Origin of the sequence: Paracoccus sp. MBLB3053 (assembly GCF_031822435.1) — a bacterium.
In the GTDB taxonomy this organism is placed as follows: Bacteria; Pseudomonadota; Alphaproteobacteria; order Rhodobacterales; family Rhodobacteraceae; genus Paracoccus; species Paracoccus aurantius.
The window spans coordinates 369,458-381,538 of record NZ_JAVQLW010000003.1; the positions used below are offsets into that span (position 1 = coordinate 369,458).

Genomic DNA, 12,081 nt, shown 5'->3' on the forward strand with positions numbered 1-12,081 from the left:
GCCCGATTAGGAGAGACCAAGATGCTGCATCAGATCAAGGGCCTGCACCACGTCACGTCGATGGCTGCTGATGCCCAGGAAAACAACGATTTCTTCACGGCCAAGCTGGGCCTGCGCCGGGTCAAGAAAACGGTGAACTTCGACGCGCCGGATGTTTATCACCTTTATTATGGGGACGAACTGGGTACGCCCGGGTCGGTCATGACCTATTTTCCGTTCCCACATATCGCCCGTGGCCGTCGCGGCTCGGGCGAGGTAGGCGACACGCTGTTTACCGTACCCCAGGGCAGTCTGAGCTTCTGGAAAGCGCACCTGACTGCACAGGACATCCGCGGCCTGAAAGAAGAAGAGCTGTTCGGAGAGAAACGTCTTCGCTTCTCGGGGCCCGATGGTGACGGCTTCGCGCTGGTCGAAAAGGACGGCGACCCCCGTGCGGCCTTCAACGGCGCGGTCCCGACGGATGAGGGCATTCAGGGTTTCCACGGCGTCTCGATGCGGTTGCGCGATCAAGGTGCGACGGCCGAGCTGCTGAAGTTCATGAACTACGAACCCATCGACCGGCAGGGCAATGTCACCCGCTTCGCAGTGCGCGACGGCAACGGCGCGGACTTCGTCGATCTTGAAACCCTTCCAGATGCCGCTCCGGCCCGGCCGGGCGCAGGCTCGGTCCATCACGTCGCTTTCGCGGTCGAAGATCGTGCCGCACAGCTTGAGGTGCGCAAGGCCCTGATGGATACCGGCTATCACGTCACGCCGGTGATCGACCGGGACTATTTCTGGGCGATCTATTTCCGCACCCCTGGCGGCGTGCTCTTCGAGATCGCGACGAATGAGCCCGGTTTCGATCGGGACGAGGATACCGCCCATCTGGGCGAGGCCCTGCGTATCCCGCGCCAACACGAACATCTGCGCAGCCAGATCGAGCGCATCCTGCCGCCGATCCACAACTGACCCCAAACCAAGCGGCGGCCATCGTGCCGCCGCCCGACCGGAGAACAAGATGAGCATTCACAGCTATCACCACTTCGCCAAGGCTCCGGCTACGGGTCAGCCACTGGTGCTGACCTTTCACGGCACAGGCGGAGATGAGCAGCAGTTTTCAGGGCTTATCTCGGAGCTTCTGCCTCGGGCGGGGATCGTCTCACCGCGCGGGGATGTCTCCGAGCATGGCGCGAACCGCTTTTTCCGCCGCACCGGCGAGGGCATTTACGACATGGCGGACCTTGCGCGCAGGACCGAGAAGATGTCGGGCTTCATTGCGGCGCATCGCGCAGCCAATCCAGGCGCGCCGATCTGGGCTCTGGGGTATTCGAACGGCGCCAACATTCTGGCTTCGGTGCTTTTCAGCCAGCCCGCATTGATTGATCGGGCCGTGCTGATGCATCCGCTGATCCCCTTTCGGCCCGCACCTCAGCCGGGGCTTTCGGGTCGTCCTGTCCTGATCACTGCCGGGAGACGAGATCCAATTTCACCGATGGCGCTGACGCAGAATCTGGTCGACTACCTCGGTGCTCAAGGAGCGACGGTGGAACTGGCACTGCATGACGGCGGACACGAGATCCGAGCCGCAGAGATTGATGCCATAGCCGGGTTCTTGGCCTGAAACGGAGCCCTGCCGCCTGTGCGGCAGGCCAACTCAGCGAGCGCCCGACAGGGGGTGCGCCCTTTCCCCCCGATCGGGACTCTGAAACGGAGTGCGCAGGAACAATCCCCTCGGGCCCGTCCAACTTGTGATATGGGGGCTCTCTGCAACCGCGATCAATCGCACGATCACGAGAACCACCCACGGATAATTCCCACGGTCGCTGGACAGCCTGCCAAGGTGATGCGGGCATCAAACGTCATGCCGGACTGCGGCGGCCTTGCAGCTGCAATGTCGGACCGGAAGGGTACGTGGTTTGGTTTTCAACAATGTAACTGAGTCCGCAGCCCGGCCCGCTCTATTTGCGCGGTCCGGGCAGTTTTTCCGGGTCAGCCAACGTTGGCGGCGCGGGTGAGGGCGGCGTCGAGGCCTGCAGTGAGGGCGCTTTCGAACCCGGAATTTCTTGCGGCCAGCAGGCCGGCTGCGGTGGTACCCGCATAATCCAGGAAGGTCTGCACCATCGCACCTGCTGCGCCGGACTCCGCGCCGATGAGCGCGGGACAGTCGCGGACGACGTTCAGTGCCGCGCGTTCCGCCACCTCTGGCGCGACGCCGCGGGCGGTCAGGAATTGCGCTAGCACCATGGCGAGAAGCGCCGGATAGGCCGGCCCCGCGCCGGACACGGCGGTCATCAGGTCCAGCTGCGCCTCGTCGGGAAGTTCCTCGGTCGCCCCGAAGGCACCCAGCAGCGCCATCGCCGTGGCACGATCCGAGGCGGAAACACCCTCCGCCGCAACGAAGGGGGTATAGGAACGGCCGATCGCGGCCGCCGCATTCGGCATCGCGCGCAAGATGCGCCCCCCGCAGGCTGCCAGGCGGTTCATTCCGATCCCTGCCATGAAGGAGATCACCAGCCGATCTCCTGCCAGCAGCCCTAGCCCCTCCCAGTCCTGCGGCCTGATGCTGAGCACGATCACGTCGCTTTCGGAGATGAGCCCGGCTAGATCGGCGGGCCAATGAACCCTATGGCCAAAATAGCTGTCCTGCGGCCCAGTTCGGTTCAGGATCGACAGGTTCTGCGGTTGCAGGACGCCTTTTTCCAGAACTGCCCTGCCAAGCGCACTGCCCAGCCAACCGGTGCCCCCGACGATGCCGAGCCTCATTTGCGAGCACCGCGCAGGCCGATCCGGGCCGTAAAACGCTCCATTTCATGGGGCGGCGGGCGCTGGCCGGTATAGATCTCGACATAGTGCGGGAAGCGGCCCAGGCGCTCCTCGATCGGCTCGACCACGTTCATCGAGATATAGCCAACTTGCACCAGGTAGATCGTCCGGGCGCGCACATCCGCATCCTCGGGATCATGCCCCCAACTCTCCAGGAGGTGCCTGAGCGCATCCAGCCTTTCGGCATCGGCCTGCTGCAGGCGCTTGAGCACGTCCGGATCCTGCTGCGCCCAGGCCCGCACCGCAAGTTCCAGCCGGGTGTCGAAATGGTCATCTGTAAGGAAGGTGCTGATCACGTTCAGCATCGCCTCGGTCTCGGTCGCGGCATAGTCGCGGGTCGCGGCGACCAGCGGCGCGGTCGTGCTGTCCTCCCAGCGGTTCAGCAGCATGGCCAGCAATTGCCGGCGGTCCTTGAAGAACCAGTAGAAGCTGGTGCGCGAGAGTTGCAGCGTATTGGCGAGCGGCATCACCTTGACGGCGTCGATGCCCTTTTCGACGAGGGCTGCATAGGCGGCATCAAGCCAAAGCTCGGGTGACCCACGCGTGGCGCGGTCTTGGGAGATGTCCTGGGTCATGCCGAATCCATATCTTTCACGGGCCAGAAACGCGAAAATGCATTTCATTTATGCACATCGAATGTACAGTTTTTTGTCCTTGATCCAAGTAAAATTCGCCCTGCCCGTAAGGCAGCCCCCCGCCTGATGGATCTTCGAAATCACAGATCTTTTTTCATAAAGATCTGAAGAAAAACCATAAACCATTATCTCCTCAGCCACATGAAACGGCCGCCCAATCGGTCAGCAATGTTCATTTATGAACTTTTTATTGACACATATGAACATTGTTGCGAAATATCGCTGCCATCACGACGGCACCTTCCGGAAAGGCACTGGACATGTCGAACGACCCCCTCCTCCAGCCCTATCAGCTCAAGCACCTGACGCTGAAGAACCGCATCATGATCACCAGCCATGAGCCCGCCTATCCCGAGGACGGCATGCCGAAGGAGCGCTACCGCGCCTATCACGTCGAGCGTGCGAAGGCCGGCGTCGCCATGACCATGACCGCGGGCTCGGCCTCGGTCGCGCGCGACAGCCCGCCGGTTTTCAACAATATCCTCGCCTGGAAGGACGAGGTCGTCGGCCACATGAAGCAGCTTGCCGACGAATGCCACGACCATGGCTGCGCGGTCATGATCCAGCTGACCCATCTGGGCCGACGCACCCGCTGGGACAAGGCCGACTGGCTGCCCGTCGTCTCTCCGAGCCACGAGCGCGAGGCCTCGCACAAGGCCTTCCCGAAGAAGATGGAAGACTGGGACATCGCCCGGATCATCGAGGATTACGCCGATGCCGCCGAGCGCATGCAGGCCGCCGGCCTCGACGGGATCGAGATCCAGGCCTATGGCCACCTGATGGACCAGTTCTGGTCACCGCTGACCAACGATCTCGACGGGCCCTATGGCGGCAGCCTCGACAACCGGCTGCGCTTCACCTTCGACGTGCTCGGCGAGATCCGCAAGCGCTGCGGCAACGAGTTCATCGTCGGCGTGCGCTATACCGGCGACGAGGAACTTCCGGGCGGGCTGACCAAGACCGACGGGATGGAGATCTCGCGCCGCCTCAAGGACAGCGGCATGGTGGACTTCCTGAACGTGGTGAAGGGCCATATCGACACCGATGCCGGCCTGACCGACCTGATCCCGATCCAGGGCATGCGCAATGCGCCGCATCTGGACTTCGCCGGCGAGATCCGCGCCGCGACGAATTTCCCGACCTTCCACGCGGCCAAGATCCCGGACATCGCGACCGCCCGCCACGCCATCGCCAGCGGCAAGCTCGACATGGTGGGCATGACCCGCGCCCACATGGCCGACCCGCACCTGGTGCGCAAGGTCATCGAGGGCCGCGAAGACGATATCCGCCCCTGCGTCGGCGCGAACTACTGCCTCGACCGGATCTACCAGGGCGGCATGGCGCTGTGCCTGCACAACCCCTCGACCGGGCGCGAGATCGAGCAGCCGCATCAGATCCCCAAGGCCGAGCGCAAGAAGCGCGTGACCATCGTCGGCGCGGGGCCAGCGGGCCTCGAGGCCGCCCGCGTCTCGGCCGAGCGCGGCCATGAGGTCACCGTCTTCGAGGCCGCCGACCAGCCCGGCGGCCAGATCCGCCTGACCGCCCTGCAGGAACGCCGCCGCGAGATGTCCTCGATCGTGGCCTGGCGCTTCGACCAATGCATGAAGCTGGGGGTGAACTTCCGCTTCAACAGCTTCGCCGATGCCGATGACGTCACCGCGACCGCGCCCGACGAGGTCATCATCGCGACCGGGGGCCTGCCCCATACCGAGGTGCTGGCCCAGGGCAACGACCTGGTCGTTTCGACCTGGGACATCCTTTCGGGCGATGTGAAGCCGGGCCGCAACGTGCTGGTCTTCGACGATGCCGGGGATCACGCGGGCCTGCAGGCCGCCGACCTGATCTCGCAAAGCGGCGCCGCGGTCGAGATCGTCACCCCGGACCGCAGCTTCGCGCCCGAGGTCATGGCGATGAACCTCGTGCCCTACATGCGCGCCCTGCAGCAGCGCGACACGACCTTCACCGTCACCTGGCGGCTGCTGGCGGTCACGCGCGAGGGCAACCAGCTGCGTGCGGTGCTGGGCTCGGATTACGGCGCCTTCACCCGCGATCGGCTGGTCGACCAGGTCGTGGTGAACCACGGCACCCGGCCGATGGACGAGATCTATTTCGACCTCAAGGCGCGCTCGACGAACCTCGGCGAGGTCGATTACGACGCGCTGGCCACCGGCGGCGCACAGGCGGTGGCGACCAATTCCGAGGGCAGCTTCCGCCTGTTCCGCATCGGCGACGCCGTCGCGGCCCGAAACACCCATGCCGCGATCTACGACGCGCTGCGGATCGCGCGCGGGTTGTGAAAACGACCCCGCAGGAAGGCCAAGGCGGCCGGTGCCTGACGGGCAACATCGAAGCAATGGGGGGCCAGAGATCGCCCCCCGGTCGAACCTGCCTGGGGCATCCCTGTACCGACGCAGTTGGCGCGCACTTATCCGCGCGCCAAGATGCGACGGTCATGCAAGGCAGCAACGCTTGCGAAAGGCGCAGCGAACCGTTTCGTCGCGCGTCAATTCGTCACCCAAATGTCACACGAGAGCCGCGAGAATGTTGCATTATCTGGCTAGGTGCGAGCCATCGGGACTGATGGCCCACCTATCCAACGAGGGATTCATGCGTACACTCCTTGGTGCCCTTGCGGCGAGCAGCATGCTGACGGGCGCCGTCAGCGCCGCGGAAATCTACCCCATTGATCGTGCAACGATCCTTGCCGGCTCGCCTTTCGACTTCAAGGTCGAGCTTGACGGGGTGCATGGCGAAGCTGACATCGCGATCAGTGTCAACGGCAAGCCCTATGCCGAAACCTTTGGCAAATCGGCAGACTACGTCGCCGAGGAAAAGGACAAAGAGGGCGCGACGCTTGGCTCGGCCCTGATCCTGCGCGATCTGGCCCTGGCCGAGCCGGGCACCTACGAAATCGAGGTCAAGGCGGGTGAAGACAGCAAGACCGTCACCTGGGAAGTCTACGGCACGGAAGCTGCACCCAAGGCCAAGAACGTGATCTTCATCGTCGGCGACGGGCTATCGGTCGCCCACCGCACCGCCGCCCGGATCATGTCCAAGGGCATGAGCGGCGGCAAGGCAAATGGCCGCCTCGCGATGGACGATCTGGACCACATGGCCTTCATCGGCACCTCGTCCACCCATTCTATCGCGACGGACTCGGCCAACACGATGTCCGCCTACATGACAGGTCACAAGAGCCGGGTGAACGCGCTTGGCGTCTACGCAGATCGGACCCCTGACAGCCAGGACGATCCCAAAGTCGAAACCCTGGCCGAGGCCCTGCGCCGCACGACGACCAAGTCGGTCGGCATCGTGACCAATTCGGAAGTGGAAGACGCGACTCCCGCCGCGATCGTCGCGCATACCCGTCTGCGTGGCGACAAGGCCGATATCGTAGGCATGATGCTTGAAGTTCAGCCAGAGGTCATCCTGGGCGGTGGCTCGGCCTATTTCCTGAAATCCGATGTGCCAGGCTCGAAGCGCAAGGACGATCAGGACTATGTCGCGGCCTTCCGCGAAGCGGGCTATGCCCTGGCAACGAACCGCGAAGAACTGAACACCGCTGCCGGGACCAATAGCGGCAAGATCCTTGGCCTGTTCCACACGGGCAACATGGATACCTGGCTTGATCGCAATCAGCTCAAGAAGGGCTCGGTCGAGAAATTCCCCGATCAACCGGGTCTGGTCGAAATGACCGAAGTGGCATTGGGTGAATTGTCCAAGAACCCCGAGGGCTTCTTCCTGATGATCGAGGGCGCCAATATCGACAAGATGGCCCATCCGCTGGACTGGGATCGTTCGGTGACCGAGACCATCGAGTTGGATCAGGTCGCGGCCCTGGCCCGCGAATTCGCAGCGAAAAACCCTGACACCATGGTCGTGGTCACCGGCGATCACACGCATGGAGTCTCGGTCATTGGCACGATCGATGACGAAAAGCCGGGCAACGACATGCGCGAGAAGGTCGGCGTCTATGACGATGCGGGCTTCCCGAACTATGCGGACGAGAACGGCGACGGCTTCCCCGACACGATCGATGTCAGCAAGCGCCTGGCAATCTTCTCGAGCAACTTCCCCGATTACTACGAAACTTGGCGTCCGAAAATGGACGGACCGTTCGAACCGGCACTGAAGACCGAAGACGGCAGCTATGTCGCGAACGAGGCCTACAAGGATGTGCCCGGTGCCGTCCTTCGCGTCGGCAACCTGCCGAAAGATGCCGATACCGGCGTGCATTCGGTCGACGATATCGTCCTGCAGGCCAGTGGCCCGGGTGCGGAAGGGTTCAAGGGCTACATGGAACAGTCCGACGTCTACAAGGTCCTGGCTGACGCCTTCGCGCTTGGCGCGGCACAAAACCGTGACACGGCGCAGAAGTAAGTTGTAATATGGAGCTGCCCGCAGTCATTTCGGGCAGCTCCGATTTTCTGGCAAGGGAAGTCGATGATGAGACCGCTTTCGCGCAGGACCTGTTTGACCGGCCTGACCGGCGGGCTCGCCTTGTCCATATTTCGCCCTGTCGCTGCGACGGCTTCCTCCTCGCTGAGCTTTGATGAATTCTATTCCTCGTTCAGCCCACTGGGCCTGGAGTTTTCGGACAAAATCAAGACTCTCACCGGCGAGCCTGTCGCCATCAAGGGCTTCATGGCTCCGCCTCTCAAGGCCGAGGCGCAATTCTTCGTGCTGACACAGATCCCCATGGCGCTTTGCCCGTTCTGCTCAACTGATGCGGATTGGCCCGAAAACATCCTTGTCGTCTATCTGGGTCGCAAACAAACCTTCACCCGCCCGAACCAGCTGATCGAGGCCCGAGGCATGCTTGAACGCGGCTCGTGGACCGATCCCGATACCGGCTTCGTCAGCCAGTTACGGCTGCGAGAAGCGCGTTACGATCTGGCCTAGAGCCCCGACGGAATCCACATGCCTGACCTTTGCATTTCAGGCGTCGAGATGCGCTTTAGCGGCCTCGACGGCCCCGCCCTTGATATACCTGCCTTGTCGATCCCGGCCGGATCGATGCTTGCGGTTACGGGCCCGTCAGGTTCGGGAAAGACGACTTTCGTCAATCTCATCACCGGGCTCGAAAAACCCAGCACCGGTCAAATCCGCTGGGGCGAGACAGACATTGCGGCACTGCGTGAAGGTGCCCGCGATCGCTGGCGCGGCCGGAATGTCGGGATGGTGATGCAAGAATTCCATCTGTTTCCTGGGCTTTCCGCGCTGGACAACATCCTGCTTCCAGCGCGGCTGGCCCGCGTCGTGGATGGCGGTCTGACCGCACGCGCACATGGGTTGCTTGCACGGGTAGGCTTGCCCCGTCCCGACCAGAAGGTGGACACCATGTCGCGCGGCGAGATGCAGCGTGTCGCCGTCGCCCGCGCAGTGCTGCGCGAACCCGGCATCATCGTCGCCGACGAGCCGACCGCCAGCCTTGACGCCGAGAACGGTGTGGCGATTGCCGATCTTCTGATCGAATTGGCGTCTGCCCAAGGAGCGACGCTGATTGCCGTCTCACATGACCCGACCCTGATCGGCCGCCTGCCACGGCGACTTTCCCTGGCCAGAGGAACGATCGTCGCTCAGACCGAGATGGGGGCAAGCAACTGATGCTGCGTTTCATGATCGTCGATCTCAGGCGCAACTGGGGCGGAGCGATGGTGATGCTGCTTCTGGTGGCGCTTGCTGTCGCGCTTGGCATCGGTATCAATCTCCAAGAACGCGCCCTGCGGTTGGGCAGCGCTCGTGCGGCTGAGAAATTCGATCTGGTTATTGGAGCCCCAGGCAGCGAGACGCAACTGGTGCTGTCGACCGTCTTTTTGCAAATTTCAGCGCTACCGCTGGTCAGCGGCGATGTTCTGGCTGAACTGCAGAACGATCCACGTGTCGCCTGGGCTGCGCCGGTCGGCTTTGGTGACTTCCATGAAGGGCATCCCGTCGTCGGCACGACCACGCGACTGATCAAGGAAACCTCGCAGGGGCTTGCCGAGGGCAGGCTTTTCGCGCGCGAGGGTGAGGCCGTCATCGGTGCGCAGGTGGCTCTGGATCTGGGCGCAAGCATTACCCCTTCGCATGGACAGATCGATCAGGGTGGCCATGACCATGATGGCGTCCGATACACTGTGTCTGGACGCTTGAAACCTACGGGCACCGCATGGGATCGCGCCATTCTGGTGCCGATACGGTCGGTCTGGAATGTCCATGGCATGAGCATCGTCCAGCATGCGGACCACGCGCACGAAAATGACCACGACCACCACCACGAGCATGAGCATGAGCATGAGCATGAGCATGAGCATGAGCATGAGCATGAGCATGAGCATGAGCATGAGCATGCTGCCTTTGACGGAGACACCCCGCTGGACGAGAATTTTCGCGCCGCCGGCACTCCCGAACTGCCCGCGATTCTTGTCAAGCCCGCCACCATCTCCGATGCCTACAAGCTGCGACAGGCCTATCGTGGCGGCCCCGGCACATTGGCCGTGTTTCCCGCCGAGGTGTTGACGGGCATCTATGCCCTACTCGGGGATGCCCGGCAGGTGCTGTCAGCTGTTGCAATAGGAGTCCAGCTGCTGGTCGCGGTCGCGCTCGTTCTGGTGACCGTGATCCATATCGGCCAACGTCGCGCACAGATCGCAGCCCTGCGTGCCTTCGGTGCGCCTCGTGGCGCGGTGTTTGCACTGGTCTGGGGCGAGTTGGTGATTGTTCTCTTCGCGGGCATCCTCCTGGGGTTTGCCGTCGGGTGGCTCGGCGCACAGCAGATGTCGACGTTGGTTTCCGCTCGTCAGGGCTTTGCCCTGCCCCTTGAATGGACCCGGACCGAGGCTCTGAGCCTTGCGACGCTGCTTGCTGTTTCGGCGGCCCTTGCCGCATTGCCTGCGTTGATGGCCTATCGCCAACCTGCGGTCTCGCGCCTGGAGGGCTGAAGAAAGCCGGGGGCAAGATCCGTTCCGCTCGATCTCGGGTTACCCGGCTTGCAGGCAGGGCTGGAACAAACCCAGCCCGCCGTCTGTCACGAGCCCTTGCCATGATACTGAGCGCGATGACCGTTGACAGACTCGGGAAGGTCGGCCCGGGCGCCTTTGACAGCCGGATTTCTATTGCCAGAACCCGCGATGCCCATCGGCGACCTCGTCCTCGATCTCAGCATAGGGACCGCGAGTTTCTACGGTGCGCTGGCCTGCGGCGAAAACGGTCTCGCAGGGAAGATCCAGCGTGAGGTTTTCGGGATTGTCGCCGGTCAGCACGGCAAGGCGCTTCTCGGTCATGCCATAGACCACCGTGCCGATCCCCGCCCAATAGCAGGCCCCCGCGCACATGCAGCAGGGCTCGACCGAGGTATATAGCGTGCATGCTGCAAGAAACTCGGGGCTGTATTCCCGACTCGCCCGACGGGCGACGTTCAGCTCTGCATGGCCGACACCCTTGTCATCCTGGTAGCTGTTTCCGCTACGGATCAGGATCTCGCCATTCGGGCTGACCAATGTGGCGCCAAAGGGATGATTGCCCACATCGCGGCTTTCCTTCGCAAGCCTGATCGTCTCGCGCAGATGCTTCAGATCAATGTCCTTCATGTCGGGCTCCTCTGGTGACTGAACATCTGGTTCACCACATGGACGGTGATTGAAATACTGGAATTAATCGCGCATCGTGCGCCAATCATTAGCGCGCCAGCATGAATCCCGAGCCAATTGCCTGAATTCTCTAAAGAAATATACTCGTTTGTCGAGATAGCGCGAGAACGTTCGATCCGGCGTGCTGCAGACAAGCTCAATATTTCATCATCGGCCCTGAGCCGGCAAATGCGCATCCTGGAGGCAGAGCTTGGGGTGACGCTTTTTACCCGCCAGGTGACAGGTGTGCAGCTGACCGAGAACGGACGCGTTCTGCTGCGTCAGGTCGAGCTCTGGCTTGAGGATCACAACCGCTTGCGCGCCACTCTTGCGAATGCCGAAGGCAACCATGAGCGCGTCATCAGGATCGGCGTCATGGAATGCTTTTCGGGCAACATTCTGGCCGAACTGACCAGCTTTGCCCATCGCAAGGGCCTTGCGGATCGGGTCGAGACGAGAGTTGCGGGAACGGCTGCGCTGCTGCGCGATCTCGAAGAAGCGCGGCTCGACCTTGTGGTGGCTTTCAATGTGCATCACAGCCTGACGACGCGCGTGCTTTTCGACCGCTCATGCCGGGTCGGTCTGGTCTACAGTCCACAGCTGTTTTCGCTGGCGGAGGACGACGTGCCGATCGCGCGCGCCCTGGATTTTCCGATTTGCCTTCCCGACGAAGATCTGTCTCTGCACACGCGGCTTTACGCGGAATTGTTGAAACAGCGTCGTCGGGCGGGCATCTTCGCAACCAGCAATTCGACGTCCTTCATTCGCGAAATGACGGCGCGGGGGGAATGCGTGAGTTTCCTGACCTGGTTCGATGTGCATCGCGAGGTCACCTCCGGACGTCTTTGCCATGTGCCTCTGGCCGAGCGACGCCTCTCAGAAACGCTTTGCGTCTGTGTCTCGGGGGTCCGGACGGTCGGCCCGAACGTCACATCGCTGGCATATGAGTCCGCGCGGCTCATCGACGCTCTCGGCCCGGCGGATCGCCCAGCCTGACGGCACCCGGAAGGACTGCGCGCGCCGATGGATGC

Annotated in this window: 11 protein-coding genes; 8 read left to right on the forward strand and 3 right to left on the reverse strand. The window is 62.6% G+C overall.

Features of this window, described 5'->3' with window-relative positions:
• Positions 1-21: 21 nt before the first annotated feature.
• Positions 22-951 carry a ring-cleaving dioxygenase gene (locus tag RGQ15_RS18265; protein ID WP_311162153.1) on the forward strand — a complete coding sequence of 310 codons (930 nt, stop codon included), beginning with the start codon at positions 22-24 and terminating at the stop codon, positions 949-951.
• 49 nt (positions 952-1,000) lie between these two features.
• Entirely contained in the window at positions 1,001-1,603 is a 603-nt protein-coding gene (locus RGQ15_RS18270) for an alpha/beta hydrolase (protein WP_311162154.1), read from the forward strand.
• Between the two features lie 368 nt (positions 1,604-1,971).
• Here the strand turns inward: RGQ15_RS18270 and RGQ15_RS18275 are convergent, their stop codons facing one another.
• Positions 1,972-2,745, reverse strand: a complete 774-nt coding sequence (locus RGQ15_RS18275) for a pyrroline-5-carboxylate reductase family protein (protein ID WP_311162155.1) — start codon at positions 2,743-2,745, stop codon at positions 1,972-1,974.
• Positions 2,742-3,380: a TetR/AcrR family transcriptional regulator gene (locus RGQ15_RS18280; RefSeq protein WP_311162156.1), complete on the reverse strand. Its 639-nt coding sequence runs from the start codon at positions 3,378-3,380 to the stop codon at positions 2,742-2,744. The genes RGQ15_RS18275 and RGQ15_RS18280 overlap by 4 nt, the downstream gene beginning before the upstream one ends.
• A gap of 320 nt (positions 3,381-3,700) precedes the next feature.
• On the opposite strand from RGQ15_RS18280, the gene hpbA reads away from it, so the two are divergent.
• From hpbA to RGQ15_RS18305, 5 genes are all read left to right on the forward strand, one after another.
• Entirely contained in the window at positions 3,701-5,737 is a 2,037-nt protein-coding gene (gene hpbA / locus RGQ15_RS18285) for an N-methyl-L-proline N-demethylase HpbA (protein ID WP_311162157.1), read from the forward strand.
• 310 nt (positions 5,738-6,047) lie between these two features.
• A complete protein-coding gene (locus RGQ15_RS18290; protein WP_311162158.1) occupies positions 6,048-7,820 on the forward strand; it encodes an alkaline phosphatase in 1,773 nt (590 codons plus the stop codon).
• A 66-nt stretch (positions 7,821-7,886) separates the two neighbouring features.
• On the forward strand, positions 7,887-8,342 hold the full coding sequence (locus tag RGQ15_RS18295; protein ID WP_311162160.1) for a hypothetical protein: 456 nt from the start codon (positions 7,887-7,889) through the stop codon (positions 8,340-8,342).
• An 18-nt stretch (positions 8,343-8,360) separates the two neighbouring features.
• Entirely contained in the window at positions 8,361-9,047 is a 687-nt protein-coding gene (locus RGQ15_RS18300) for an ABC transporter ATP-binding protein (RefSeq protein WP_311162161.1), read from the forward strand.
• A complete protein-coding gene (locus RGQ15_RS18305; protein WP_311162162.1) occupies positions 9,047-10,363 on the forward strand; it encodes an ABC transporter permease in 1,317 nt (438 codons plus the stop codon). The genes RGQ15_RS18300 and RGQ15_RS18305 overlap by 1 nt, the downstream gene beginning before the upstream one ends.
• Positions 10,364-10,534: 171 nt before the next feature.
• Here the strand turns inward: RGQ15_RS18305 and RGQ15_RS18310 are convergent, their stop codons facing one another.
• Positions 10,535-11,011 carry a nucleoside deaminase gene (locus tag RGQ15_RS18310; RefSeq protein ID WP_311162163.1) on the reverse strand — a complete coding sequence of 159 codons (477 nt, stop codon included), beginning with the start codon at positions 11,009-11,011 and terminating at the stop codon, positions 10,535-10,537.
• A gap of 117 nt (positions 11,012-11,128) precedes the next feature.
• On the opposite strand from RGQ15_RS18310, the gene RGQ15_RS18315 reads away from it, so the two are divergent.
• Complete coding sequence (locus RGQ15_RS18315; protein ID WP_311162164.1) at positions 11,129-12,046, forward strand: LysR family transcriptional regulator; 918 nt, start codon at positions 11,129-11,131, stop codon at positions 12,044-12,046.
• Positions 12,047-12,081: the final 35 nt, after the last annotated feature.